This is a genomic window from Sphingorhabdus pulchriflava (assembly GCF_003367235.1).
Lineage (GTDB): Bacteria > Pseudomonadota > Alphaproteobacteria > Sphingomonadales > Sphingomonadaceae > Sphingorhabdus_B > Sphingorhabdus_B pulchriflava.
Genome location: NZ_QRGP01000002.1, coordinates 609,574 through 634,666 on the forward strand (window position 1 = coordinate 609,574; position 25,093 = coordinate 634,666).

Here is a 25,093-nt window from a genome sequence, read left to right on the forward strand (position 1 = left end):
GGGATTTATGACCAGCAGACAGGTGCTTGAAACGGCCTTTGCCGAATCCGGACTGCCGGGCGCAGTAGCGTTAATCGCGGACCGCGACGGCGTTCGCCTGATCGAGGCATTCGGCCATGCCGACGCCACGAGCAGTGCGCCGATGGAAGTCGACACGGTCTTTCAGATCGCCTCGATGACCAAGGCGATCGTTTCGGCAGGGGCTATGCAACTGGTGGAAAGCGGCGCACTCGATCTGGACGCACCGATTGGCGACCTGCTCCCGCAATTGGCGGATCCGCAAGTGCTCACCGGTTTTTCCGACAGCGGAGAACCGCAATTGCGCCCTGCATCGCGCCCGATCACGCTCCGCCATTTGCTGACGCACACGGCGGGGCTCGGCTATTTTTTCATCCGCCCGGAAGTGCTGCGCTATTTCGCCGCGACCGGAATGCCGGCACCGGGTTCGCTTGCTTCGATACAGATGCCGCTGCTGTTCGATCCTGGAGAGAATTGGGAATATAGCGTCGCGACCGATTGGGTCGGGCTGGCGGTAGAGGCTGCATCGGGCAAGCGGCTCGGTCAGTATCTGCAATCCAACCTGCTTGATCCACTCGGCATGTCATCGACCGCATTTCTCGATGCACTTCCCGACGATGCAGCCAAGGTGCATGCCCGCACATCGGAGGGCGATCTCGCCATCCAGCCGATGTTCCTTGGCGGCGGCGAATTCGAAATGGGCGGCGGCGGGCTGTCGTCGACCGCGCATGATTATGGCCGCTTCGTGCGCATGATGCTGCGCGGTGGCGAGTTGGACGGACATCGTGTGCTGGCAGAAGCAACGGTCGCTGAAATGGCGCGCAACCAAGTCGCGCCGCTGCGCGCAGGCTTTATGGGTTCAGCGATGCCCGATCTCGCTCAACCCTATGACACTTTCCCCGACCAGCACACCGGCTGGGGCCTCGGCTTTCTAATCAATCCGGAGCAGGGCCCCAATGGTCGCGCGCCCGGCAGCTTGGCCTGGGCTGGTATCTTTAACAGCTATTATTGGATAGATCCGGCAAATGGCGTTGGCGGGGTGATGATGAGCCAGCTCACGCCCTTTGGCGATGCGGGCGCTTTGGGTTTCTTTGGCGCGCTGGAAAGAACGGCTTACGGGATTGAAGCTTGACAAGCTGCATTTAATCACGCGATTAAATCAGTCGATCCATAGGAGGGATCGATGATGAACGCACCGATCCGCAAGCCGCTTCCGCCCTTCGATTACAGCCAGCCCGCTGGTGCGCCTGCCTTTCTGGGGCCAGATTCGGTCGCCTGGCGTGTATATAAGAACCAGATTGCACTGGGCATTGGCGGGGTTGCGGCGGTGCTGCTCGAATTTGCCGATCCGCGCATCCGTTCGGGAGTGTGGGACCATTCGATCTACAAGGTCGACCCGATCGGTCGTTCCGAAAGGACCGGCTATGCCGCGATGATCGGTGTTTACGGGCCCCAGGCTGCTGCCCGCCGCGTGATTGAAGGGGTCAATCGCATGCATGCCAAGGTTGAAGGGGAGACCCCAGGCGGCATCTCCTATTCAGCCAAGGATCCGGAACTGCTCGACTGGGTGAGTGCGACCGCAGGCTATGGCTTCCTGACTGCTTACGACAGCTTTGTTGCGCCTCTGTCGGTCGAGGATCAGGAGCGCTTCTATCACGAAGGAACCGCTGTTGCCGAACTTTACGGCGTGCAGAACAAGGTGAACAGCCGTGCCGATTTCTTCGCCATGATGGAAAAGCTGGCCCCACGGTTCGAACCGCATCCAATCAACAAGGAGTTTCTCGACATCATCCAGTCGGGCAAAGCTGCACCGCAAATCCCGCGTTTCCTGCACCGGGCACTGGCGCGCGCCGCCGTTTCAATCCTCCCGCCGCTGGTGCGCGACCGGTTGGAACTGGGCCGAGAATATGATCTGACCTTTGCCGACCGCATCGCCATCAAGCTGGTAGCGCGAGCAGCGGAGCGCAAGCATGATCCTGAATCCCCGCCCGCAAGGGCCTGTTTGCGTTTGGGCCTGCCAAGCAACTTCCTTTATTTGAAGCCAGCAGAGCAGCAGCGATTGTTGCGCAACAACGAATTGGCTGCTGCTTAGCCCGGTCGACAGATAGCGATCCGTTTCGATCGCTGGTCAATTAGGATTCTGTGGTATTGCAGCACGCGGGCACCCACTAGAAGTTCCGGGAAACGGTCGGAAATGCGTACATTGACGTCCGAAACCTCTGCCCCGCCAAAACGGAATGGGCCCGGTACCTTCGCCGTTTGCGTCTCAAGACTGCTATTGGTCAGCGTCGCATTTTCGGCGGCTTGCACCGGCCCGGCTTCGACTTTGTCAAACAGCGATTGGGGCATCACAAATTCGACATTCGCACCCGTATCCATATTGCCTTCGGTTACCACAGTGCCAATCGAGACAGGGATACGGAACGGTCGTTCATAGGCGACGACCCGAGCATCATCTGCGGGCAGATCCATCGACCGGCTGAATGACAGTGTCTTTGCGGGATAATCGATAATCAGCACGCCATCGGCGAAAAAGTCACGACCAATAATACCTGATATCGCGGCCTCAGCAGAGAGGCGGCTGCTATAGTCGCGGGTGATGACTTCCAGATTGTCGCGTCGGAGTCCGCCAATTTCGAGCGAATCAAATCGTGTCATTTCCACGCTGGCAGTTGCGACACCGTCGCTTGAAAGGCCGTCATTGGTGATGGGCAGCGCGAGAGTTTTTGTTAGGCTGGCATCCGAGCGACCCAGCCCGCTGGCGCCAGTGTCGATTGCAAATACGAAAGGCCCTTTTTCATTGACCATGACATCGACGTAGATGCGACCATCGACTACCCGAAAGGGCACTTTGAATAGAGCGTCAACATCGGCGTCGGCACGACAGACATCGGTATCTTGAGTAGTAGTATGCGCGCAAGCAGTGGTCGCTGTGGTCGCAGCGAACAGACTGGTCGCCAGCAACAGGACTTTTGACAAGGACTCGGACAAAATGGGGTTCTCCGTATTATCGTATTAATACGGTGATGGAATTGAATGTCTCTGTCAATTCCTTGAGGAAACTAGTTCATGTCGGGAAATCAGGAAAAACTGTGCGTTGAAGCTGTTTGGGGTCGATACCATAATGCGAAGAAAGGGCAGCGATGACCATCGATTCGAACCGAGTAGTTGGCTTCAGGTCACGGCCTTCATAAAGCTGGCTGTCAGCCAACCCCGGCCAGTCGGCAACGATCTTACCGCCTATCGAGAGACCACCACCAAACAACATCGCGGCAGATGCGGTGCCATGATCGGTGCCACGCGTGCCATTTGCATGAACCGTTCGGCCGAATTCAGTAGCCACCAAAACCAATGTCTTGCTCCACGCCTGGCCCAATTCGGTGCATAAGGTTTCGATCATTTCATCAACCCCCTTTAGCGCCGTTCCAAGCCGTCCTTCCTGATTGATGTGCGTATCCCAGCCTCCGGTTTCGACCATTGCGACGCGCGCGCCGTCCGCACCTGCCATAAGGCTGGCGACCATCTTGCCTGCGGCAACGCCACCGCGACCGGCGCTCGGGTCGATACCGCCAGCCATTGCTTCGGTCTGCGCTGCGCTCGCCCATAAAGGCGCCAATTGGGCGTCTTCGGCGTACAGCATCGCCACGCGCTCCATCAACGCGGCGTCTGCGTCGGGAAGGCGGGAGGGAGCGTAGCTACTGACGCTGACAGGGCCGCGCAAGGCTGGCGGGATCGCAGTAGCCAAGGCCAGCGCTTTGCTCTCGGTCTTTGGAAGCATGCCGAGCAGTCGGTTGATCCAGCCATCGTCGCGACCGTAGGGCCGGGTGCCAGCGGTCTCGAGCAGATTTTGGCCGTCGAAATGCGATCGCTCACGATAGCCCGAGGCAATGGCGTGATAAAAGGCCGCCTGCTTTTGCCGAAACAGGGCTGCGCTTGCCGTCATCTGCGGATGCAGGGCGAACAGGCCGTCCAGTTTCGCACCACTCAACGCATTGGCGGCGAGGTCACCCCGCGCCGAGGCGAATGCCGGGTCGCCAACCGGGGCCAATATGCCAAGCCCGTCTGCTGCTCCACGCTGGATGATAAATATGAAGCGCCGGTCGGTATCCGCTGTGGCAAAGGCGAAGCGCGGAGTGAGCGCCAGCGAGGTTCCGGCAAGCCCGGACAGGATCAGTCTGCGACGGTCGATCATCACATTATCTCCGCAAAAATTCTGGGGACACGAGCAGCAGCGCAAGACCCTGTTCGGGGCTTTCGGCACGGGCGATATGTTCGGCTGTGGTGGCTGTCATAGAGCCCGGTAGAATAGCCGTAGCAAGAGTGCGCGCATCGACGCGGTTGGCTGCCAGTTTGGCAAACCGCCCCGCCGTTTCCACCCTTCGCATCAGGCCTGCAGGTCCAGCCCAGTCAGCGGTAATATCACCATAGCCTTTGGGCGATCCGGGTTTCCACACCGGCTGCCCCATCTGGTTGAACAGTGCGACCGCAGCCTGTGCCTTGCCCGGAATTGCGGTTATCGAAAGGGCGCGCAAGGCCGATATGGTCCATTCCCAGGGGCTTTTGAACTTGGCCTGCTGCGGCACCCAGCTTTCGGGTGCCTCGACAAGCGTGCGGTAAAGTGCCGGAAGGTCACCGCCGGTTTTGAGGAAATTGGCTTCCAGCTTGGCCACCAGCGAAGCCGGCGGATCGTCGGCAATAAAATGCCGCGCCAGTTTGATTGCTATATGTCGCGCTGTGGCGGGATGTCGAGCAAGGTCTGAAATGATTGCGGACAACGCCTTGGCACCGTTTTGCGCATATGTGCGGCCGACAATGCGGCGCGTGCCGGGTTCGTGCAACGCTTCGACGAATATCGCCTCGCCAGGTTTGGCATCGCTGCCGACCAACCTCTGAATGCGCGCTCGACCGAGCCCTCCAACCGTCAACCCGGTCATCGCACGAGCGAATTCGGTGACATCGGCTTGGCTATAGGCGCTGCGATCGCCTAGCGTGTGCAACTCCAATATTTCGCGCGCCAGATTTTCGTTCAAACCAATCTCGCGGTTGCTCCGCGCGCCAACCCGTTTGGCGAGCGGACTGTTGGGCCCGATTGACTGGGCTTGGTCGAGATAGAGCAACATAGCCGGATGCCAGGTCGAGGCGCGCAAAAGGTCCGCAAGATTGCCAAGGATATGCGGCCGGATTGCCTCAAATTCGAAACTTCCGGCAAGCCCGACAATGGCTATTTTGTCGATCGACAGCGCGAAATGGTTCGCCCAGAAATGCACCAGCCGCTCAGCAAAGCTGTTCGTAGAAGCAAGCGCTACGCCCATACGTGCGTCGACTGCCTTTACATATTGGTCACGCACCGCTTTGCGATAGCCATTGAGCTGCTTTTCGGCCGTTTCAGCTTGCGCGTCCTGTGTCGCGGCCTTTGACTTGCGCTCACGCCGCTCCATCCCAAGCTCGCGCACCGCCAGCACCAGTTCGCGCGATGGCGGTAGCGCGCCGATGGGGGTGGGAGTGGAGTCAAACTTCTCCAACTGGTCAAGCAGCGAATATTTCGGATTGGCGGCAACCGGAATCCCGGGAATTGCCCCCAACCCGAAGCGGTTCAAAGCAATTGCAGCATCCACAGCCATTGGGGGCTCTCCTTTGCAAAGGACGCCCCGGTCAACATGGGGCAATACGCCCTTAACGCAGCAGGCTGCTTAACCCTTCGCGCGCACCCGCCAAATAATGTTGCCGACATCGTCGCTGACCAGAAGTGCTCCGGTCTTGTCGATTGCAACCATAGATGGGCGGCCCTGTGCCTTTTCGGCTTTGTCGAGGAAGCCTGTCAGCACATTGACCGGCATTCCGCTCGGTTGGCCATTTTTGAATGGCACAAAGATGACGTCATATCCGGCCTTGGGCTTGCGGTTCCACGAACCGTGCCGAGCAATGAAAGCGCCGCTGGCAAAGCGTTCGCCCAATTTCGCCTTGTCGGCAAATGCCAGTCCCAAGGGAGCGGTATGTGCGCCAAGTGCATAGTCCGGTCGGCGTTCATATTCCCGTTTCTCGGGCTTGCCTGGCTGGACGCGGTGGTCGGTATAGCCGCCCCAATAATGGTGCGGCCAGCCATAGTCGGCACCGAATTCAACGACTGCCAGATAGTCTGGAACGAGATCCGACCCCAGCATGTCACGCTCATTGACCACAGTCCACAAAACGCCTGAACTGTCCCATGCCAGACCGACGGGATTGCGAAGACCCGAGCTGTATGCACCGCTTTTACCAGTGACCAGGTCAAGTTCGATCACCCGCGCACGCCCGACTTCTTTGTCGAGACCATTTTCGGCGATATTGCTGTTCGATCCGACCGCAATATACAGCTTCTTCCCATCCGCACTTGCAACAAGGTTGCGAGTCCAATGGTTGTTGGGCGCCATAGCATTGAGCGCTAGGATCTTGTTCCCCTTTGCCGTGATTTGGGTATCGCCATCCTTATAGGGAAAGGCCAGAACGGCGTCGGTGTTGGCGACATAAAGGATGTCTCCCACCAGAACCATGCCAAAGGGTGAGTTTAACCCTTCAAGGAATTTGCTCCGCAGTTCGGGCTTTCCATCGCCATCGGTATCGCGCAACAGGGTAATACGGTTCGCTGAGGGCACGCCAGCACCAGCCTTGGTGAACAGCCATTCGGCAATCCAGCCTTCTATGCCTTCCATTCGCCCGGGAGGGGCATTGGTTTCGGCCACCAGCACATCGCCATTGGGCAACACATACATGTTACGCGGATGTTCGAGATCCTCGGCAAAGCGTTCCACGACCAAGCCGTCAGCGGCGGTTGGGGCTTCGCCTGCTTTCCAACGGTCGACCTCCGCAATGCTGACCGTCGGGATGCGCTGTTCACGCGGTTCAGTGATTTCGGGTTTTGGTCCGGTCAGTCGCTCAATGGAAACCCGGGCTTCGTCGGGCCGAGACATATACCACAGCCCGCCACCCACGAGCAAAAGGACGAAGGCCGTAAAGCCGAGTATATGTTTCCACATTATAGTCTCTCCTAAGCCTTGCGGCGATCCATCAGCCAGACTGCAATCGCGATTGCGCTGCCGATCGCAAATCCGGACATCATTCCGATTGAAGCCTCGTTAAAATAGACGCCAGCTATGACGCCAATCAAAAGGCCAAGAAAAATGAAAATGCCGCCCGCCATGCGCGGTTTGTCTTCCTGGGGCAGCGGTTTTGGTTCGGGACTGTTCATCGCGCCCTAATGCCATCGACAGGGGCGCCGTAGCAAGCAGGATATACTCCCTAACCGCCTTTCGAAAAACTACCTAACAATCGGGTAACCAAAGGCCGTCAGCCTTCTTCCATGCCTGCTCATTATCAGGGTTCGGGCAGGCGAGCCTCACCCCGGTTCGCTTGCGATCAAACACTTAAAAAGGTCGCACGCTCCGCCATGTATTTTCCGCTTTATGTCCAACCGCACGATGTCAATGAAGCAGAGGCGCTCATCGCCCGCTTCGGTCGGGAGGCCGGGCTTGAAGCGGCAGAGAGGGCGGAAGCAAGCCGCAACATCGGCAATCATCTGCACTATTGTCGCTGGCGCCAGATTGAACGGCTGGTGGTGCTGCTGAGTCTTGAGACCACACTCGGCACAGTGCATTGACGCTATGGCCATCTTGCTTCGGTAAGGTGGCCATCAGCGCTCTTCCCTTTCAGAAACAAACTGCCTAACAGAGCGGCCATGTGGCAGCTTCTGCAATTCCCCCTTTGTCCATTCTCTCGCAAGGTTCGCCTGCTTATGGGCGAAAAAGGCATTGCCTACAGCCTCGTCCGTGAAAATCCGTGGGAATATCGCGACGAATTTCTGCATATGAACCCAGCTGCGCGGACGCCCGTATTGGTGGATAGTGCGCGCAATCTGACGTTATCGGATTCGGTCGCGATTACAGAATTCATTGAGGAAACGAGCGATACAGCGCCGATGATCAGCGGCTCTGCCACCTATCGTGCTGAAATCCGCCGTCTGGTCGCTTGGTTCGATCAACAATTTTACGGCGATGTCACAGCACCGTTGCTGCACGAACGGATGAAGAAGCGGCTCGTGCACCGTCAGCCGCCCGACAGTTCTGTTCTGCGAGAGGCGATGCGGCTGGCCAACGGGCATCTCGACTATATCGACTATCTGATTGATCACCGTTCCTGGATGGCAGGCAGCACGATGAGTATGGCCGATCTTGCGGCCGCGGCACAGCTTTCGGTTGCCGACTATCTCGGTGGCATTGACTGGAGCGGTCATGAACAGACTAAGGCTTGGTACTCGATGTTCAAATCACGCCCCAGTTTTCGCCCTCTGCTGTCGGAACGGATGGAGGCGATTACGCCCCCATCTTATTATGAGCAGGTTGATTTTTAGGCTTTCCCTTTACCGCTCAACATTCCGCTGCCCAACAGCGGAATAAGCAGCATCACAAGCAACAACGTATTCGAAACCGCATTCATCCAGAATCCGGTTGCGACCGAAATCCATGAATCGATAGCGTACCAGACAAAGCTCGCGAAAAGGATGAAGCGCCATGCAGGGGCGGCATGGTCGGATTGCAGCGCGTGTAATGCCTTGAAGGTTGCGAAATAGGTCAGCCCCCAACCCATCGTTACAGCGCCCATCAAGCCAATCGCAAAGCGGTGATGGGCATCGGGCTGTGCCGGAATCGGCATTCCGAAAAGCTCGAATAACATGCGCGTCAGTCCGTCGGTCGCAGCAAAGGCTCCACCTGCCAGAACAAGCCCGAAAATGGTGACGCCTGCTGCCCAAATAGTCAGCCAATTCTGCCAGAACCTGTTCATGCTATATCCTTTCGCATTCGATTTTCTATGTAGCATATGCTACATTAATGTAGCGGTCGCTACAAGACCTTTTTGTATCTAAGGCGAAACTGTGGAAAGCCCGAGTAAATCTGATGTCCGCCGACTGGCGCTGGTCGACAAGCTGGCGGACCATGTGCTGGCGCACGGCCTTGTCACCGCCAGCCTGCGCCCTTTGGCCAAGGCTGCGGGGACGAGCGACCGGATGTTGCTTTATTATTTTCCCGACAAGTCGGAAATTATCGCGGCGACGCTACAATGCATTGCGGCGCGGATGGTGGCTGCCATGTCGGAGCATGTGTCGCCCGAGCCGTTGTCGCTAGATGCGCTTTCGCAACGCCTATCAGCATTTCTGTTCGAAGACCGTTTCTGGCCCTATATGTGCGTCTGGCTCGAACTGGCTAGTCGCGCGGGAAGAGGGGATCCGCTCTACACACCGATTGCCGCTGCAATAGGTCACGGCTTTCTGGAATGGGGGGAAGCACAACTGGCGGCGCCCGATCCCGAAACGCGCGCGCGTGACGCGGCAAAATTGCTGGTGCGGATCGAGGGGATGGTGCTGGTCCGCGCAATTGGTTTGCGCGCGGTTGTTGAGAGGAGCTTGAGCTAGCCGACAGGTTCTGAATTCTTTTTGCGGTACCAGAAAAGAGCGGCAGCAATCCCGGCAAGTAATAGCGACTGAAGCCCAAGGATCGGGAACAGCAATGCCGCCATTACCAGCAGCCAGAATATCCAACCTGTCTTGCTGTTCTTGGATGGATCTTCGCGTCCGCGCACCAAATTGATGAAGCCTGCTACAGCGAAGGCAACTGCCACCGGCAAATAGAGCGCGGTCAGGATAAACATCCAAAATGCAACACCCATGGTGTAGAGAGTCTCGCCATAATCGCGCCCTGCAATGATGCACTTATGCGCCGAGCCTTCGTCGAGTTGGCACCCATATGCTTGCGCGATTCCAGCGGCGATAAAAGTCAAAAGTACCGGAGCAATCGCCATCAGCAGCGCCAGACCTGCGCTTAGGAAGAGCGATGTGGACAGCTTCATGCGATAGTCTCGATGCAAGTCATGAGGGCAATCTAATGGCATCCCGCAGCAAAGCTACGCTACTGCGGACCTAGTACATTGTAATCCGGTTATGGCTCGTGTTTGCTGGCTTTCACTGGTTTCACCATGCCAGGACTGACAAACCCCATGCCTTCGGGAACGAGCGCGGCTTGTTTGAGCTTGGTTTCCATCGTGCGGTATTCCTCCTCCATTTCAGGGGAGACCGTGGCACGGCTCGCATTCAGGGCTTGGCTGAAATGGCTCATGCGCACTTCATTTGCGTCGCTACCATCCTCGCGGAGCGCGAACAGACCGGCGCGACGGACAAGGTCTTCCAAATCCGCACCGGTGTAGCGGTCGGTGCGCTCGGCGATTTCGTCGAGGTCGACATCCTTGCCGAGTGGCATTTTCGATGTGTGTATGCCCAATATCCGCCGTCGCCCGCCTTTGTCGGGCACGGTGACATAGACCAACTCGTCGAACCGGCCCGGCCGCAACAGCGCGGCGTCCATCAGGGTGGGCCGATTCGTCGCGCCGATCACGACGACCGATTGCAGCTCTTCCAGTCCGTCCATTTCGGCGAGCAAGGTGTTGACCACACGTTCGGTCGCTTGTGGTTCACCCATGCCCTTGCCCCGCGCAGGCGCCAGACTGTCGATTTCATCGATGAAGATAATCGTCGGTGCCACCTGCCGCGCGCGGGCGAACAGGCGGGCAATCTGCTGCTCGCTCTCGCCATACCATTTGCTGAGCAAATCAGAGGATTTTGTGGCGATGAAATTGGCCTCGCTTTCGCGCGCAACCGCCTTGGCAAGCAAGGTCTTACCCGTCCCCGGCGGGCCATAGAGTAGAAAGCCCTTGGCCGGGCGAATGCCCAACCGACGAAACGCATCGGGGTTTCTCAAGGGAAGTTCGATGCCCTCTTTCAACTTGGCCTGCGCTTCGTCGAGCCCGCCAACATCTTCCCAGCGCACATCGGGGGCCTGCACCATCACCTCGCGCATCGCCGAAGGCTGAACCCGTTTTAGTGCCTCCAGAAAGTCGTCGCGCGTCACCTTCAGATTTTCGAGCACTTCGGGCGGAATAGTTTGGCTGGCCAAATCCAGCTTCGGCATAATTCGGCGCACAGCTTCAATTGCCGCCTCGCGTGTGAGCGCCGACAGGTCGGCACCAACAAAGCCATAGGTGGTGCGCGCCAATTCTTTGAGGTCGACCCGCGCACCCAGCGGCATGCCACGCGTGTGGATCGCCAGGATTTCGCGCCGTCCGCTCTCGTCGGGTACGCCAACAATGATCTCGCGATCAAACCGGCCGGGGCGCCGCAACGCTTCGTCAATCGCCTCGGGGCGGTTGGTCGCTGCGATCACGACCAGGTTGGTCCGCGGCTCCAGCCCGTCCATCAGCGTCAGCAATTGCGCAACCAGGCGCTTTTCGGCTTCGCCATGCACCTTGTCGCGCGACGGTGCGATCGAATCGATTTCATCGATGAACAGGATCGAGGGTGCGGCCTTGGTTGCTGCGGCAAATATCTCCCGCAGTTTCTTTTCGGATTCACCGTAAGCGGAGCCCATGATTTCGGGACCGTTGACGACGAAGAATTCGGCTTCGCTCTCGTTCGCCACAGCGCGTGCCAACCTGGTTTTTCCGGTTCCTGGCGGCCCATGCAGCAAAACGCCGCGCGGTGGATCGACGCCAAGCCGGGTGAACAATTCGGGATAGCGCAAGGGAAGCTCGACCATTTCCCGCAATTGGCGGATGGTGTCCGACATGCCACCAATGTCGTCATAGGTCACATCGGCACGGCGCGCTTCGCCGACTTCCGTAAATTCCGCGCGCATTTCGACTTCGGTATCGGCGTCGATGTGCACGATTCCCTTGGGCGTTGTCGAAACAACCGTCAGCCGGATTTCGGCAAGCGCAAAAGCAGGCGCAGCCAGCATCTGGCGCAACTGCGGCGGCATGTCATCGGGGGCAACGCGTTGTTGCCCATGCGTTGCGACGACATCGCCGGCGACAAACACACGCCCGACAAAATTCCGTTTCAGGGCATCTCCCGTTCCCTCCAACCGAATTTCTTTTTGTGCAGGGGCGAAAATCACGCGTTTTGCGGCGACAGAATCAGTCTTGCGAACTTCGACCTGTTCGCCGGCGCCGACGCCAGCATTGGCGCGCTGCAGGCCATCGAGGCGGACCAGTTCCAGCCCTTCATCCTCAGGATAGGGGTCGACTGCGCGCGCGGCGGTTGTTCTTTTGCCGGCGATTTCGATCACATCGCCCTGCTGCAGCCCATGGAGAGCCATGAACTCGCGGGAAAGGCGGGCTAGGCCACGGCCTGAATCTTCAGGCCGCGCATTGGCCACCTGCAATTTTGCGGATTTCTGTTTTGCCATCCGACCCTACCTTTGCACCAAGCCCATGATTTTCAAGATAGGGTGTTGGAATGGCGGGGGCAATGCTTGGCTTCTCGCACCCGGAATGCATAAAAAAAGGCCGACGCGAACGTCGGCCTGAAAAAGTCTTTAGGAGAGGATGCCTGTTAGGCATGCTCTTTCTGACCCGAAACCATTTTTTGTGCAAGTGCGAAGAATAAAAAAGTGGTTGCAGTTTTTGCAATCCGAATTAGCTTTCAACTCAACCAAAACAGGCGCGATTCACGAAAATTACACATTTTCTGAAAAATATTGCGTCGCACAAAGTAGAGAGTCCTCCCCATGCGTCGATTGCCACCCTTGCGGTCGCTGGAAGCCTTTGTCCGAATTGCCAAGCTGGGTTCGGCCAAAGCAGCAGCCAGTGAATTGTCACTCTCGCCGCCGGCTCTCAGCAGGCGGGTAAAGGCGCTTGAAGATTTTATGGGCAAACCGCTGTTTGACCGAAAGGCGCAAGCGATGGTCCTGAACGCAGATGGGCAAGCGTTGCTTATCGCGATCGAGCCCGCCCTTGACGCCATGGCGGATGCTGTGGACGAATTGGCTGGGCAGGGGGGCGAATACCGCTTGCGACTCGGCGTGCTGCCGCTGTTCGGATCCCAACGGTTGATCCCGAAACTGCCGGAACTGCGCAAGCTGTTTCCCAAATTGCACATCGACGTCGATACCTCGGCACATGCTGAAAATCTGTTGGGTGATGTGGTCGATGCCGCGATTATCATAGCCGATCAGGTTGATCCCCGACTATATGCGGTGCGGCTTGATCGCAACAATGTCTATGCCATCGCATCCGAAACTGCGGCGCGCGAACAATCATTGAAAAAGCCTGCTGATCTGAAAAACCAGACCGTTTTGGTGCACAGCGATATGCCGCTGATTTTCGATGCTTGGCGGGTGGCGGTGGGCGAACCCAAGTTGAAGCCTGCTGCCATTGACCATATCGATAGCGGGCCGCTCATGCTGGAGGCGGCAGCCAATGGGCTGGGCGTCGCCATCATGCACGGCAGCCATTTCTCCGACGCCAAAGACCCAAGACTGGTCCGCCTTTTCGATTTAGAGGTCGAAAGCCCTTACAGCTATTGGTTTGTCTGCCGACCCCGTGCGCTCAAGCAACGCGCGGTGCGTATCTTCCACGACTGGCTGTTAAAATCCGGGGTCTGAAGAAAAAGCCGAGAAGCAGGGGGGTGTGTTCCCCTGCCCTCGGCAGGATGTTGGCATAGGGAGAACCTTGCCAACCGGGTCGCAACCCGTAATTGGCATGTGAATCGGAATGAAACGCGTGACGCCCGTCACGCAGACCAAATGATTCCGAAATTTGCTGGGGGGTATCGCCGCGATTATCGCCAAACCGCCGTAGCGTGGGCCAGACTGTTATGCTCATGTGCTGTGGCATGTTCGACAATCCAGCGGACGCGCTCAAATTCCCGGATCGCCAGAGGGTCAGGAAACCTGACCCCGCATCGATTACCACGAACCCAAGCCACGATACCCATGGCCTCGATCCGTTCGACGCGGATCAGCACAGTCGCGCCAATGCGCGGCGGTTCGCTAAGCTGCAGACGGCAGCCAGTGCGGGAGATGTTTTCCAAGCTGCAGCGCTCGGATCGCTCGAGCAGCACCATTCCGGCGTCTATTTCTGTCGCCAGCCGCGCCATTTTGCGATTGCCCAATTTGCCAAAGGGTTTGGGATTCATCATCGCATACCGGATAGCATAACGGCGGTGAAGAATTGGTTAGGCCTTCCGTTTCAAGTTGACGGAAAATCTCTTAACGAGCCAGTTTTTGGTCTTACCCCAAAATAAATGGGCGCTGGTATTGCTACCAGCGCCCACTGCGCCTGATCTTGGAAGTCCTTGGCCACTAGGGCCATTCTTTCCGCTTTCCGGCGTCCGGCTCGCTGGCGGCCCCGAAGGGTCGCCAGTTTGCCTGACTGCTTTCGGTATCCTGCCCGGCGTTGGCTTTTGGCGGTGAGGCCTTGGCCCGCACATGGCGTTCGTTGTCCGGCAGCAACCTCTGCTTTCCTGCTTCTTCCACTTTCGTTTCTGAAACGCTCTGGCGAGGTATCTGGCAGTTCGCCCGTTCCGCTCTGCTTTCCGTTTCCGTTCCGCTTCGCTTTCCGGCTTCCCTGCCTGACAATTGAAAGGTCTCATCGAACCCTGAGTCGGGCAATGCGAATCTTTCGACTTATCCACAGGCGGAGGGGTTTGCGGTGGACAAAATGGAGAACAAGAAGATGCATGTCGCGGGGAAGAAATAATACATCGCTGCTGCGACATTAAGCCACAAACGAATACGGCCTCCACGCTGTGCATGAAGGCCGTTCGTCTTGATCAGCGAGCGGGGGAGAGGAGGAGGAGATGCTCGCCGGTCAGAATGTGTTTCGAAAGTTTCGCTTTCGGTGACCCGCATTTGGCGATTGGGGGTTCATTGTGCAATTGCGAAAAGAAAAAGGCCAGTTGCATGAAATGCAACTGGCCTAAATTGCGTCCTTTGCACTTATAGATCTACGCGTCCATCGCCTGCCATGTCGCCATGACCAGCGCGAATCCCCGGGCATCGCCTGTAGTGGTGCCCTCCATCCGGTTCATCACATAGGAGAATGTCGTCTGTGCATCCATGTCGACGATAGCGATCGATCCACCATAGCCACCCCAATAGCAGCTATTGGGATTGGGCAACGGTACCATGCCGCCTGGCAGGCCAAAACCCATGCCGAACCGCACGGGGATGCCAAGGACAAGATCGGTGCCCTCAACCTGACATTCGAATGCGCGGCGACACCCGGCTTCTGACAGGAAGCGCTTGCCCTTGGCCATGCCGCCATTTGCAAGGATGGCATGGATTTCCGCTACTGAGCGTGCATTGCCCGTGCCGCCAGCTGCTGGAATTTCCGCCCCGCGCCATGCCCTTTTTGCGGTTTCACCGACATCGATGCCGGGATTGGTCGCCATATTCTTTTGCAGATCCGATGCCGCTTGCGCGGCAACGGCAATGGGAGGTGGTTGCAGTGTTGCGACCCTGCCGTCTTCTGATGCCGGAAGGCCGATATGGAAATCAGCGCCCAAGGGCTCGGCAATTTCCTCACGGAAAACAGTGCCGATGGTTTTACCCGTTGCACGTCGCACAACTTCACCGACCAGATAGCCCTGGGTCAGCGCATGATAGCCCGGTGCAGTACCCGGTGCCCAAAACGGGGCTTGCTGTGCGAGCAAATCAACGCATTTGGACCAGTCATAGAGATCCTCACGTTGTAGCGGTTCCTTCCAACCGGAAAGCCCGGCGGAATGGCTCAGCAGTTGGGCAATGGTGACGTCGTCCTTGCCCTCGGCAGCAAATTCCGGCCAGAATTTTGCTACCCGGTCGTGGAGGTCGAAAACACCACGGTCGGCAAGCAGCAGCGCAGTGAGTGCTGCCATCGTCTTGGTCGTCGAATAGACGTTGACGATGGTATCGCGATCCCAACTGCTGGTCTTATCAGGGTTGGCATGCCCACCCCAGATATCGACCACAGTTTCACCGTCGCGGGTTACGCAGAACGAAGCCCCGATATCGGCGCCACTTGCGAGGCTGGCCTCCATCACGGACTTTACGCCCGCAAATTTGCCCTCCGCAACGCCGTGGACGCTCACGCGTCGATGCTCGGTGAACCGATATTGGCGTGCGCCACGCCGCCATCGACGGTGATAGTATCGCCAATAACATAGTTGCCGGCATCTGACGCAAGATAGATCGCCGCCGCCGCCATATCTTCGGCAACGCCGATGCGCTTGTTCGGGATGTTGCTGGCGACCGCTTCGCCATGGTCGCGCGCTGCCTTGTTCATATCAGAGGCAAAGGCACCCGGGGCGATCGCAGTGACATTGATCTGATCCTGAACCAACCGCGCAGCCATGCGTTTTGTAAGATACAGGATCGCCGACTTGGATGCGTGATAGCTATAGGTTTCCCAGGGGTTGAGACGGATACCGTCGATTGAGCCGATATTGATAACCTTCGCCGGATGCGCCTTGGTCGCCGCAGCCTTCAGCAGCGGGTATAACGCCTGCGTCAGGAAGAAGGGGCCCTTGACATTGAGGTCCATGACCTTGTCCCAGCCCGCTTCAGGGAATTCCTCGAACGGTGCGCCCCAGGCGGCTCCTGCGTTGTTGACCAGGATATCGAGTTTCGACTCGCGTTCGGCGAATGCAGCCGCCAACGCCTTGCAGCCCTCAACCGACGAGACATCCATTGGCAGCGGAATGCAGTTGGGGCCCAGTTCGGCTGCTGTTGCTTCACAGGCGTCCGCTTTGCGCGAGCTGATATAGACCTTGGCACCAGCGGCGATGAAGCCTTCGGCCATATGGCGGCCGAGATTCTTGGAACCACCGGTGACGAGCGCGACACGGCCTTCAAGGCTGAAAAGTTTCTGCAAGTCCATGATCAATATCCGTTCAACTGGGCCACGCGGTCGGCGTGGAAATAGATGTCGCCCATATATTCGGCGAGCGCGCGGTCGCGCTTCATATAGAGGCCGATGTCATATTCGTCGGTCATGCCGATGCCGCCATGCATCTGCACGCCTTCGCGGACAGAAAGGCTGCAGGCAAGACCTGCCTTGGCCTTGGCGACCGAGGCGTAAAGCTCTGCACGCGGATCTGCCTCGTCGAGGAAGTTCTGCGCCTTGAGCACAGCGGAGCGCGCCATTTCCATTTCGCCATAAAGATGCGCGGCACGATGCTGCAGCGCCTGGAACTCGCCGATGACGCGGCCAAACTGCTTGCGCTGTTTGAGATAGTCAAAGGTCAGGTCCATCGCGCCGGTGCCAACGCCAACCATTTCGGCGGCGGAACCGGTGCGTCCGGCGTTGAGCATTTTGGACAAGACAGCCCAGCCGCCGTCGACATCGCCAATCACGGCGTCGGCGGTTACTTCGACACCATCAAATGCGACACGAGCAGCCATTGCTGAGTCAACGGTGCGCGCGGCATCCATCGACAGGCCGGCTGCGTCTTTCTCAACCGCAAACAGCGTCAAGCCTGCCGTCTCGCCAATAGCACCTCCGGTACGGGCTGCAACAATCAGCATGTCGGCAGAGCTACCCTGCACGACAAACTGCTTTGCACCGCTCAGCTTGAAGCCATTGCCGCTGCGTTCGGCCTTGAGCGCGATCTTTTCCGGATGGTGCTTTTTGCCCTCTTCAAGTGCGATGCCGATCACCGTTTCACCAGCGAGAATGCCGGGGAACCAACGGTCGCGCATTGCCTTGTCGGCAGCCTTCAATGCTTCAACAGCAACCACCGAGGTTGAAAGGAAGGGCGAGGGCGAGAGGTTGCGTCCAATTTCTTCCAGCACGATGCCAGCTTCGACATGGCCCATGCCCAGCCCGCCATCGGCTTCGGGGATCAGGATGCCGGTGAAACCCATTTCGGAAAATTGCTTCCACAGATCGTGGCTGAAGCCATCCTTGCAATCCATGTCCCGATATTTGCGCAGATGCGCGACGGGCGCTTCGGTTTTCATGAAGTCGCGTGCGCTATCGCGCAGCATCGACTGGTCTTCATTATAGGTCATGGCCATTGGTCAGGCTCCCGGCATGTCGAGAATGCGTTTTGCGACGACGTTGAGCATCACTTCGCTCGTGCCGCCTTCGATCGAATTGGCTTTGGTGCGCAGCCAGTCGCGTGCACGCTTGCCGCCATTCGAGCGTTCGCTTTCCCATTCCAGATAGTCTGAACCACCAGCCGCCATCACCAGTTCGTGGCGCTTCTTGTTCAGTTCCGTCCCGATATATTTCATCAGGTTCGAATAGGCTGGATGCGCGGTGCCGGTTTTCCATTCGTCCATGAAGCGTTCGCTGTGCGCGCGGAAGGCAAGGCTTTCGACGTCAAACATCGCAAGCTGCGCGCGCAGTATCGGTTCATCACCCAGCGCATCCTTGAAGCCGCCGCCGAGCGAGGCGGTGCCGCCATCGCCGCCCATGCCCGAAATCATTTCGCGCTCATGGCCGAGCAGATATTTGGCGACATCCCAACCGCGGTTGAGCTCGCCGACAATCTGATGCTTGGGCACCACGACATTGTCGAAGAAGGTTTCGCAGAAGGGCGAGTTGCCCGAAATCAGCTTGATCGGCTTGGTGGTAACGCCCGGTGTCGTCATATCGAACAACAGGAAGCTGATGCCCTGATATTTGTTTTCCTTATCCGTGCGGACAAGGCAGAAAATCCAGTCGGCCTTGTCGGCATAGCTCGTCCAGATTTTCTGGCCGTTGACGACCCAATGGTCGCCCTTGTCTTCGCCAAAGGTTTGCAGCGAAACGAGGTCCGAACCTGATCCCGGTTCTGAATAGCCCTGACACCAGCGGATTTCGCCGCGCGCGATCTGCGGCAGGTAATGGCGCTTCTGCTCTTCGGTGCCGAATTTCAGCAGTGCGGGGCCAAGCATCCAGATGCCAAAGCTGTTGAGCGGCGAACGTGCGCCGGCGCGTGCCATTTCCTGACGGAAAATTTTGGTTTCAGCAGGCGACAGTCCTGCGCCGCCATAGTCCTTTGGCCAATCGGGCACGGTAAGGCCTGCCGCTGCGCAGCGCTCCATCCATTGTTTTTGCGCTTCGCTTTGGAAAACGAAGTTACGACCGCCCCAGCAGGTGTCGTCGTCGCTTTTGATCGGGGTTTTCATTTCGGGCGGGCAGTTTGCCTCTATCCACGCCCTGATTTCCGTCCGGAATGCCTCCAGTTCGCTCATCGGGATTCTCCTAAAAAGTGCCGAATCACTATGTCTCTTTGTGCGCTTTACGCAAGCGTCAACTTGTGAGGCGCGCTTTCCGTAACGGCAATTTTGCGCCCGTTGACCGAGCCATTTAATCGGCACAGGATAGCGGGGAGAGAGTCGGGATGAGGAGAGGAATATGAGATTCGCTGGGAAGACGGCTGTCGTCACCGGGGCTGCATCGGGCATTGGCAAGGCCACCTGCCTTCGATTGGCCGAAGAAGGTGCGACCGTAATCGCTGCCGACATTGATGAAGAGGGCGGCAGCGAACTTGCCGCCACTTCAAACGGCAAGATTTTCTTCAAACGCACCGACGTGTGCAACGTCGCCGAGATCAAGGCACTGATGGATTTCGCCGCCGAAAAGACTGGCGGCATCGACATTGTGTTCAACAATGCAGGCGCAGCCGGTGACCGGGCACCTATTGACGAGATTGAACCCGAAGGCTGGGACCGGACGATGGACCTGCTGTTGCGCTCGGTCGCTATGGGCATCCGTTATGCCGTGCCGCATATGAAGGGCCGCAAGGGCGCTTCGATTGTGAACACCGCGAGCATTGCCGCGCTTGGTGCGGGATATTCGCCTTCGGCTTATGCGGTGGCAAAGGTTGGCGTGCTGCATCTTTCAAAAATGGCGGCAGCAGAGCTTGCCAAATTTGACATTCGGGTCAACGCGATCTGCCCCGGCTTCATCAAAACGAACATTTTTGCATCGGCACTCGAAGTCCCGGCTGATCAGCGCGATGCGGCCAATGCCGTCATTTATGAAGTGGCCAATGCGGCGCAACCGGTGAAAGGCGGCGGCAATCCAGAGGACATTGCCTCGATGGTTGCCTATCTCGCCAGTTCTGAAGCGCGCTTCATCACGGGCACGCATATGGTGGTCGACGGTGGGATTACAATCGGCCCGCGCCACAGCTGGGATGAAAATGCCCCGGCGATGTTCGATTCGGTTGAGAGCTTCGCCGGCGCGGCTCAGGAATGACGATCACCTCGGACGGGCGCGTTCCAACGCGGATCAAATTCTTTCACGGCTTTGGCAGCATGGCCTATGGCGTGAAGGAGAACGGCTTTTCGACGTTCCTTTTGCTGTTTTACAATCAGGTCATCGGGATGGATGCCCGGCTGGTTGGCGCAGCATTGGCGATTGCGATGGTCGTTGACGCTTTTGCCGATCCAATCATCGGGCATATGAGTGATCGCACCTATTCGCGATGGGGGCGGCGTCTGCCCTGGCTGTATCTGGCCGCGGTTCCGCTAGCGGCGTCGTGGATGCTGCTCTGGCACCCACCGGGGCTGGAGGGATGGCAGGCCTTTGGCTATCTCGTCGTCACAGCGATTCTCGTCCGAACGCTGGTATCGGCTTGCGAGGTGCCTTCAGTCGCGATCCTGCCAGAACTGACGCAGGATTATGATGAGCGAACCAGCCTGATGCGGTTGCGCTATCTGTTCGCATGGGCGGGCGGATTGCTGATGCTGTTCCTTGCCTATGGCGTGTTTCTGGTTTCGGACAAGGAAGGCGAAGTCGGGCAGCTGCTGGCTGAAGGCTATTGGATGTACGGTATCACCGGTGCCTGCCTGATGGCGTTCACCGTCCTTCTGTCTGCCATCGGGCAGCATAAGCGGCTCGCCCATTTGCCTGCGACACAACCTGACCGCACGACGGTGCGTGAAGCGATACGCGAGATCTGGCACTCGGTTTCGCATCCGACCTATCTGGTACTGATTTCCGCCGTCGCCTTTGCTGCAGTCAGCACGCAGGTCACCTATGTCCTGTCCAACTATCTCTACATATTTGTATGGCGTTTTCCCGAACGCTGGTTCCAGGCATATCCCTGGTTGCTGTTCGGCAGCGTCATCATCGCCTTTTTCCTCGTCACCTATTTCAACAAAAAATGGGGCAAAAAGGACTCAGCCTTCCGTTTCATTTTCATCAATGCTGGATTCTGGATCACCCCGTTCCTGCTGTTTCTTGGCGGATTTTGGCCGCAGACGGGCAGTAATCTCTCCACCGCGATGGTGTTCGCTTTCTTCTTCATCGCCAATTGCTCCGGCGTGATCATCCAGATTTCGGTCGCTTCAATGATTGCGGATGTGGTCGAGGTCACCGAGGAGCGTACAGGACGACGTTCGGAAGGGCTGCTCTATGCCGGCAATTTGTTCGTGCAGAAATGTGCGACTGGTGCAGGCATATTGATCGGCGGTTTCATCATATCGATGGCCGGGCTTCCGGAGAAGGCCAACCCGGCCAATGTGCCTGCCCCTGTTATCGACAGTCTGGTAATTGCGTATATCAGTACAATCGTGTTGTTGGGGCTCGGCACCATATGGCGGATCCGGAAATTCCCGATCACCCGCGCCGATCATGAGGAACGTGTTCGGCGTCTCGCCGAGGGTGAAAAAACAGTTGAAGCAGGGGCCGGATAGGCCCAAGGAAATCAAGTTAACCGGACGATTAAAAAGAGGACGACTCGCATGGACTTTACCTTCACCGAACGCGAAACCTATTGGCGCGACCGCATCAAGAGCCACATCGACACCTACCTCCGTCCGCGTGTCGGTGACTATAAAAAGGAAATGGAAAGCGGCGACACCCGCTGGAAAGTCCTGCAAGTCCTTGAAGAGGAAAAGGCTCGGGCCAAGGCCGCTGGCCTTTGGAACCTGTTCATGCCACCACAGGGTGCCAATCCGCACCTCGACACCTCTGTCGAATTCGAAGGTCCGCAACTGACCAACGTCGAATATGCACTGTGTGCTGAAGAAATGGGTCGGCTCGGATTTTCCTCCGAAGTGTTCAACTGCTCGGCCCCTGACACCGGCAATATGGAAGTCTTCCACCGCTATGGCACGGCCGAACAGAAGAAGAAGTGGCTTGTGCCGCTGATGAATGGCGAAATCCGTTCGGCCTTCCTGATGACCGAACCTGCCGTGGCTTCGTCCGATGCCACCAACATTGAAACCCGCATGGTTCGCGATGGCGACGAATATGTCATCAACGGTACCAAATGGTGGTCGTCGGGTCTGGGCGATCCGCGCTGCAAGGTTGCGATCGTGATGGGCAAGACGGACACTGGCGCGCAAAAGCACCAGCAACAGTCGCAGATTATTGTGCCGATGGACGCTCCCGGCGTGAACATCCTGCGCCACTTGCCGGTCTTCGGTTATGATGATGCCCCGCATGGCCATATGGAAGTTGAACTGAAGGACGTTCGCGTCCCGGTTGAAAACGTTATCCTCGGCGAAGGCCGCGGCTTTGAAATTGCGCAGGGCCGGCTTGGACCTGGCCGTATCCACCACTGCATGCGGACGATTGGCGTCGCTGAAGAAGCGCTGGAAAAGATGTGCCGCCGCCTCACCAGTCGCGTCGCTTTCGGCAAGACGATTGCCGAACATAGCGTCTGGCATGAACGTATCGCGCGCGCCCGTATCGACATCGAAATGACTCGTCTGCTCTGCCTGAAGGCAGCACAGATGATGGACACCGTCGGCAACAAGGCCGCGGCCAATGAAATCGCGATGATCAAGGTTCAGGCACCGAATATGGCACTGAAAATTATCGACGACGCCATTCAGGCGCATGGCGGTGGCGGCGTGTCCGAAGATTTCGGTCTGGCTTCGGCCTATGCACATCAGCGTACCCTGCGTCTCGCCGATGGCCCCGATGAAGTGCACAGCCGTTCGATCGCTCGGATGGAACTGGGCAAATATGGCGGCGTTCGTGGCGGCGTTGAACTGACAAGCGGCAATCTGGCGGTGACACGCTGATGAAAGCTGCAGTCCTCATTGAACCGGGCAAACCGCTCGAAATCGAAACCCTGCAAATCTCGAATCCGGGTCCGCATGAGGTGCTGATCCGCAATGCAGCTTGCGGGCTGTGCCATTCGGATCTGCATTTCATCGAAGGTACCTATCCGCATCCGTTGCCCGCTGTGCCGGGCCACGAAGCGGCTGGTATTGTCGAGGCAGTCGGATCCGAAGTGCGCACTGTGAAGGTCGGCGATGCCGTGATCACCTGCCTGTCAGCTTTCTGCGGGCATTGTGAGTTCTGCGTCACCGGGCGGATGTCGCTGTGTCTAGGAGCCGATACCCGTCGTTCGCCGGAAGATCCATCGCGGCTCTCGCGCCCAGATGGCTCGCCGGTGAATCAGATGCTCAACCTTTCGGCTTTCGCCGAAATGATGCTGATCCACGAACATGCGTGCACCCGTATCGACCCCGAAATGCCGCTCGATCGGGCGGCGGTGATCGGTTGTGCGGTGACCACGGGTGCGGGGACAATCTTCAACGCCTGCAAAGTGACACCGGGCGAGACTGTCGCGGTTGTCGGCTGCGGCGGGGTTGGTCTGGCGACGATCAATGCAGCGAAGATTGCGGGTGCTGGGCGCATCATCGCCTGCGATCCGATCCCCGAAAAGCGTGAACTGGCGAAGAAGCTGGGCGCGACCGATGTGGTTGACGCTTTGGCCGATGATGCTGCAGCACAGGTAATCGAGCTGACCAAGGGCGGTGTCGATCATGCGATTGAAGCTGTGGGACGTCCGGCCTCGGGCGATCTGGCGGTCAAGTCGCTGCGCCGTGGCGGAACAGCAACGATCCTTGGCATGATGCCGCTGACCCACTCGGTAGGCCTGTCTGCTATGGACCTGCTGTCGGGCAAGAAGCTGCAAGGTGCGATCATGGGTGGCAACCGCTTCCCGGTAGATATGCCGCGTCTGGTCGATTTCTATATGCGCGGGCTGCTTGATCTCGACAGCATCATCGCTGAGCGAATCCCGCTTGAGCAGATCAACGAAGGCTTTGAGAAGATGAAGAAGGGCGATAGCGCGCGCAGCGTTATCGTATTCGATCAATGAGCGATAATGCAGCCATGAATGCTGATGAGGCTTTTGTCGGTACGGTCGAACCCGAGGGTGCAGACAAACTCGACGAAGGCCGCCTTACCGAGTGGATGCAGGCAAATGTGGAGGGCTTCAAAGGCCCTCTGCACCTGACCAAGTTCAAAGGCGGGCAATCGAATCCGACTTACAAGATCGAAGCGGAGTCGGGCAATTATGTGCTCCGGCGCAAACCCTTTGGGCCGTTGCTCCCTTCGGCGCATGCCGTGGACCGCGAGTATAAGGTGCAGGCGGGGATGTATAAGACCGGTTTCCCTGTGGCGCGCCAATATGGTCTGTGCACCGACGACAGTGTGATCGGCAGCTGGTTTTATGTCATGGGCATGGTCGATGGCCGCACCATCTGGAACGGTGCCATGCCGGGTAGCACTCCGGAGGAACGCCGTGCGGTCTATTTCGAGATGTTCGATGTCCTCGCCAAATTGCACAACACCGATATCGAGGCTGCGGGCCTTTCCGATTTCGGCAAGCCGGGCAATTATTTCGGTCGTCAGGTTGATCGCTGGACGAAGCAGTATCGCCTGTCGGAAACCGAAACCATGCCTGGCATGGAAAAGCTGATCGAATGGCTGCCCGCGACCTTGCCCGAACAGACCCGCACCAGCGTGGTCCATGGCGATTTCCGCATCGATAATGCGATTTTCGATCGCAACAGCCCGAAATGCCTCGCCGTTCTCGATTGGGAATTGTCGACCATCGGCGATCCGCTGGCAGATTTCTCCTATGTCGCAATGGCATGGGTGACCGAAAATGGCGGCCGTTCAGGCGTCAAGGATCTGGACCGCAAGGAACTCGGCATCCCGGAACTGGAAGAAGTCGTCGAGCGCTATTGCGCGGCAACTGGTCGCGACAGCATTCCCGATCTCAACTGGTACCTTGCCTATAACTTCTTCCGCCTTGCGGGGATCATGCAGGGCATCAAGAAGCGTGTGATCGATGGCACCGCCAGCTCGGCGCATGCCAAGGCCATGTCTGATCGCGTGACCCCGCTAGTCGATCGGGCTTGGGAATTTGCGGTAAAGGCGGGAGCGGCATAAATTGGCGTAGCCCCGGCGCAGGCCGGGGCCGCTTTTGCTAGGCTAAAGCGCGCTGCGCAAATTTCCTGCAGCCCCTACCATCGCAGGGGCGATGACA

24 protein-coding genes are annotated in these 25,093 nt (G+C 57.8%); 11 read left to right on the plus strand and 13 right to left on the minus strand.

The annotated features are described in order from the left end of the window. Nucleotides 1-7 precede the first annotated feature (7 nt). Both DXH95_RS13810 and DXH95_RS13815 read left to right on the plus strand, forming a co-directional pair. Nucleotides 8-1,150, plus strand: coding sequence for a serine hydrolase domain-containing protein (locus DXH95_RS13810; protein ID WP_115550083.1), 1,143 nt, complete (start codon nucleotides 8-10; stop codon nucleotides 1,148-1,150). A gap of 51 nt (nucleotides 1,151-1,201) precedes the next feature. Continuing rightward, the gene (locus DXH95_RS13815; protein WP_239016660.1) at nucleotides 1,202-2,110 is read left to right on the plus strand and encodes an oxygenase MpaB family protein; all 909 of its coding nucleotides are present in this window, start codon (nucleotides 1,202-1,204) and stop codon (nucleotides 2,108-2,110) included. Here DXH95_RS13815 and DXH95_RS13820 read toward each other — a convergent pair. The 5 genes from DXH95_RS13820 to DXH95_RS13840 form a co-directional block, all read right to left on the minus strand. Next, nucleotides 2,107-3,009 (minus strand): aspartyl protease family protein, encoded by a 903-nt coding sequence (locus tag DXH95_RS13820; RefSeq protein WP_239016661.1) that lies wholly within the window; start codon nucleotides 3,007-3,009, stop codon nucleotides 2,107-2,109. The two genes, DXH95_RS13815 and DXH95_RS13820, sit on opposite strands and share 4 nt — an antisense overlap. Before the next feature lie 76 nt (nucleotides 3,010-3,085). Next, nucleotides 3,086-4,210: a DUF1501 domain-containing protein gene (locus tag DXH95_RS13825; RefSeq protein ID WP_115550084.1), complete on the minus strand. Its 1,125-nt coding sequence runs from the start codon at nucleotides 4,208-4,210 to the stop codon at nucleotides 3,086-3,088. Nucleotides 4,211-4,214: 4 nt separating this feature from the next. Continuing rightward, on the minus strand, nucleotides 4,215-5,639 hold the full coding sequence (locus DXH95_RS13830) for a DUF1800 domain-containing protein (protein ID WP_115550085.1): 1,425 nt from the start codon (nucleotides 5,637-5,639) through the stop codon (nucleotides 4,215-4,217). A 69-nt stretch (nucleotides 5,640-5,708) separates the two neighbouring features. Further along, the gene (locus tag DXH95_RS13835; protein WP_115550086.1) at nucleotides 5,709-7,031 is read right to left on the minus strand and encodes a PQQ-dependent sugar dehydrogenase; all 1,323 of its coding nucleotides are present in this window, start codon (nucleotides 7,029-7,031) and stop codon (nucleotides 5,709-5,711) included. Nucleotides 7,032-7,042: 11 nt separating this feature from the next. Next, a complete protein-coding gene (locus DXH95_RS13840) occupies nucleotides 7,043-7,243 on the minus strand; it encodes a hypothetical protein (RefSeq protein WP_115550087.1) in 201 nt (66 codons plus the stop codon). 198 nt (nucleotides 7,244-7,441) lie between these two features. Between DXH95_RS13840 and DXH95_RS13845 the strand changes: the two genes are divergently transcribed. Further along, the gene (locus DXH95_RS13845; RefSeq protein WP_115550088.1) at nucleotides 7,442-7,651 is read left to right on the plus strand and encodes a hypothetical protein; all 210 of its coding nucleotides are present in this window, start codon (nucleotides 7,442-7,444) and stop codon (nucleotides 7,649-7,651) included. 78 nt (nucleotides 7,652-7,729) lie between these two features. After that, on the plus strand, nucleotides 7,730-8,401 hold the full coding sequence (locus tag DXH95_RS13850; protein WP_115550089.1) for a glutathione S-transferase family protein: 672 nt from the start codon (nucleotides 7,730-7,732) through the stop codon (nucleotides 8,399-8,401). Here DXH95_RS13850 and DXH95_RS13855 read toward each other — a convergent pair. Then, complete coding sequence (locus tag DXH95_RS13855; protein ID WP_115550090.1) at nucleotides 8,398-8,832, minus strand: hypothetical protein; 435 nt, start codon at nucleotides 8,830-8,832, stop codon at nucleotides 8,398-8,400. The genes DXH95_RS13850 and DXH95_RS13855 overlap by 4 nt on opposite strands. A gap of 91 nt (nucleotides 8,833-8,923) precedes the next feature. Here DXH95_RS13855 and DXH95_RS13860 point away from each other — a divergent pair, with 91 nt between their 5' ends. Then, complete coding sequence (locus DXH95_RS13860) at nucleotides 8,924-9,460, plus strand: TetR/AcrR family transcriptional regulator (protein ID WP_115550091.1); 537 nt, start codon at nucleotides 8,924-8,926, stop codon at nucleotides 9,458-9,460. On the opposite strand, the gene DXH95_RS13865 is transcribed toward DXH95_RS13860, so the two are convergent. Together DXH95_RS13865 and DXH95_RS13870 are read right to left on the minus strand one after the other, a co-directional pair. Beyond that, nucleotides 9,457-9,894, minus strand: a complete 438-nt coding sequence (locus DXH95_RS13865) for a hypothetical protein (protein ID WP_115550092.1) — start codon at nucleotides 9,892-9,894, stop codon at nucleotides 9,457-9,459. The genes DXH95_RS13860 and DXH95_RS13865 overlap by 4 nt on opposite strands. 89 nt (nucleotides 9,895-9,983) lie before the next feature. Then, nucleotides 9,984-12,284 (minus strand): CDC48 family AAA ATPase, encoded by a 2,301-nt coding sequence (locus tag DXH95_RS13870; protein ID WP_115550093.1) that lies wholly within the window; start codon nucleotides 12,282-12,284, stop codon nucleotides 9,984-9,986. 321 nt (nucleotides 12,285-12,605) lie between these two features. Here DXH95_RS13870 and DXH95_RS13875 point away from each other — a divergent pair, with 321 nt between their 5' ends. Continuing rightward, the gene (locus DXH95_RS13875; RefSeq protein ID WP_115550094.1) at nucleotides 12,606-13,481 is read left to right on the plus strand and encodes a LysR substrate-binding domain-containing protein; all 876 of its coding nucleotides are present in this window, start codon (nucleotides 12,606-12,608) and stop codon (nucleotides 13,479-13,481) included. A gap of 176 nt (nucleotides 13,482-13,657) precedes the next feature. Here the strand turns inward: DXH95_RS13875 and DXH95_RS13880 are convergent, their stop codons facing one another. The 5 genes from DXH95_RS13880 to DXH95_RS13900 all read right to left on the minus strand — a co-directional run bounded on the left by DXH95_RS13880 (nucleotide 13,658) and on the right by DXH95_RS13900 (nucleotide 19,040). After that, entirely contained in the window at nucleotides 13,658-14,017 is a 360-nt protein-coding gene (locus DXH95_RS13880; protein ID WP_115550095.1) for a PilZ domain-containing protein, read from the minus strand. 807 nt (nucleotides 14,018-14,824) lie between these two features. Continuing rightward, nucleotides 14,825-15,949 (minus strand): serine hydrolase domain-containing protein, encoded by a 1,125-nt coding sequence (locus DXH95_RS13885; RefSeq protein ID WP_239016662.1) that lies wholly within the window; start codon nucleotides 15,947-15,949, stop codon nucleotides 14,825-14,827. Continuing rightward, entirely contained in the window at nucleotides 15,946-16,737 is a 792-nt protein-coding gene (locus tag DXH95_RS13890; RefSeq protein ID WP_115550096.1) for an SDR family oxidoreductase, read from the minus strand. Before DXH95_RS13890 ends, DXH95_RS13885 begins: the two co-directional genes overlap by 4 nt. Nucleotides 16,738-16,739: 2 nt before the next feature. Further along, complete coding sequence (locus DXH95_RS13895; protein WP_115550097.1) at nucleotides 16,740-17,876, minus strand: acyl-CoA dehydrogenase family protein; 1,137 nt, start codon at nucleotides 17,874-17,876, stop codon at nucleotides 16,740-16,742. A 3-nt stretch (nucleotides 17,877-17,879) separates the two neighbouring features. Further along, nucleotides 17,880-19,040, minus strand: a complete 1,161-nt coding sequence (locus DXH95_RS13900) for an acyl-CoA dehydrogenase family protein (RefSeq protein WP_115550098.1) — start codon at nucleotides 19,038-19,040, stop codon at nucleotides 17,880-17,882. A 163-nt stretch (nucleotides 19,041-19,203) separates the two neighbouring features. Here DXH95_RS13900 and DXH95_RS13905 point away from each other — a divergent pair, with 163 nt between their 5' ends. Genes DXH95_RS13905 through DXH95_RS13925 form a run of 5 tightly spaced genes read left to right on the plus strand, consistent with a single transcriptional unit; the run spans nucleotide 19,204 to nucleotide 24,996 of the window. After that, complete coding sequence (locus DXH95_RS13905) at nucleotides 19,204-20,049, plus strand: SDR family NAD(P)-dependent oxidoreductase (protein ID WP_115550099.1); 846 nt, start codon at nucleotides 19,204-19,206, stop codon at nucleotides 20,047-20,049. Beyond that, nucleotides 20,046-21,491 (plus strand): MFS transporter, encoded by a 1,446-nt coding sequence (locus DXH95_RS13910; RefSeq protein ID WP_115550100.1) that lies wholly within the window; start codon nucleotides 20,046-20,048, stop codon nucleotides 21,489-21,491. The genes DXH95_RS13905 and DXH95_RS13910 overlap by 4 nt, the downstream gene beginning before the upstream one ends. A gap of 48 nt (nucleotides 21,492-21,539) precedes the next feature. Then, entirely contained in the window at nucleotides 21,540-22,829 is a 1,290-nt protein-coding gene (locus DXH95_RS13915) for an acyl-CoA dehydrogenase family protein (RefSeq protein WP_115550101.1), read from the plus strand. Beyond that, nucleotides 22,829-23,917: a Zn-dependent alcohol dehydrogenase gene (locus DXH95_RS13920; protein WP_181883687.1), complete on the plus strand. Its 1,089-nt coding sequence runs from the start codon at nucleotides 22,829-22,831 to the stop codon at nucleotides 23,915-23,917. The genes DXH95_RS13915 and DXH95_RS13920 overlap by 1 nt, the downstream gene beginning before the upstream one ends. Then, entirely contained in the window at nucleotides 23,914-24,996 is a 1,083-nt protein-coding gene (locus tag DXH95_RS13925) for a phosphotransferase family protein (RefSeq protein ID WP_420822293.1), read from the plus strand. The genes DXH95_RS13920 and DXH95_RS13925 overlap by 4 nt, the downstream gene beginning before the upstream one ends. Nucleotides 24,997-25,093 lie beyond the last annotated feature (97 nt).

Coding starts and splice junctions, on each gene's coding strand:
- DXH95_RS13825 (WP_115550084.1), bottom strand. CDS start 4,210: ATGATCGACCGTCGCAGACTGATCCTGTCCGGGCTTGCCGGAACCTCG.
- DXH95_RS13865 (WP_115550092.1), bottom strand. CDS start 9,894: ATGAAGCTGTCCACATCGCTCTTCCTAAGCGCAGGTCTGGCGCTGCTG.
- DXH95_RS13810 (WP_115550083.1), top strand. CDS start 8: ATGACCAGCAGACAGGTGCTTGAAACGGCCTTTGCCGAATCCGGACTG.
- DXH95_RS13835 (WP_115550086.1), bottom strand. CDS start 7,031: ATGTGGAAACATATACTCGGCTTTACGGCCTTCGTCCTTTTGCTCGTG.
- DXH95_RS13900 (WP_115550098.1), bottom strand. CDS start 19,040: ATGAGCGAACTGGAGGCATTCCGGACGGAAATCAGGGCGTGGATAGAG.
- DXH95_RS13815 (WP_239016660.1), top strand. CDS start 1,202: ATGATGAACGCACCGATCCGCAAGCCGCTTCCGCCCTTCGATTACAGC.
- DXH95_RS13890 (WP_115550096.1), bottom strand. CDS start 16,737: ATGGACTTGCAGAAACTTTTCAGCCTTGAAGGCCGTGTCGCGCTCGTC.
- DXH95_RS13875 (WP_115550094.1), top strand. CDS start 12,606: ATGCGTCGATTGCCACCCTTGCGGTCGCTGGAAGCCTTTGTCCGAATT.
- DXH95_RS13925 (WP_420822293.1), top strand. CDS start 23,914: ATGAGCGATAATGCAGCCATGAATGCTGATGAGGCTTTTGTCGGTACG.
- DXH95_RS13855 (WP_115550090.1), bottom strand. CDS start 8,832: ATGAACAGGTTCTGGCAGAATTGGCTGACTATTTGGGCAGCAGGCGTC.
- DXH95_RS13845 (WP_115550088.1), top strand. CDS start 7,442: ATGTATTTTCCGCTTTATGTCCAACCGCACGATGTCAATGAAGCAGAG.
- DXH95_RS13880 (WP_115550095.1), bottom strand. CDS start 14,017: ATGATGAATCCCAAACCCTTTGGCAAATTGGGCAATCGCAAAATGGCG.
- DXH95_RS13830 (WP_115550085.1), bottom strand. CDS start 5,639: ATGGCTGTGGATGCTGCAATTGCTTTGAACCGCTTCGGGTTGGGGGCA.
- DXH95_RS13870 (WP_115550093.1), bottom strand. CDS start 12,284: ATGGCAAAACAGAAATCCGCAAAATTGCAGGTGGCCAATGCGCGGCCT.
- DXH95_RS13905 (WP_115550099.1), top strand. CDS start 19,204: ATGAGATTCGCTGGGAAGACGGCTGTCGTCACCGGGGCTGCATCGGGC.
- DXH95_RS13915 (WP_115550101.1), top strand. CDS start 21,540: ATGGACTTTACCTTCACCGAACGCGAAACCTATTGGCGCGACCGCATC.
- DXH95_RS13895 (WP_115550097.1), bottom strand. CDS start 17,876: ATGGCCATGACCTATAATGAAGACCAGTCGATGCTGCGCGATAGCGCA.
- DXH95_RS13920 (WP_181883687.1), top strand. CDS start 22,829: ATGAAAGCTGCAGTCCTCATTGAACCGGGCAAACCGCTCGAAATCGAA.
- DXH95_RS13850 (WP_115550089.1), top strand. CDS start 7,730: ATGTGGCAGCTTCTGCAATTCCCCCTTTGTCCATTCTCTCGCAAGGTT.
- DXH95_RS13910 (WP_115550100.1), top strand. CDS start 20,046: ATGACGATCACCTCGGACGGGCGCGTTCCAACGCGGATCAAATTCTTT.
- DXH95_RS13840 (WP_115550087.1), bottom strand. CDS start 7,243: ATGAACAGTCCCGAACCAAAACCGCTGCCCCAGGAAGACAAACCGCGC.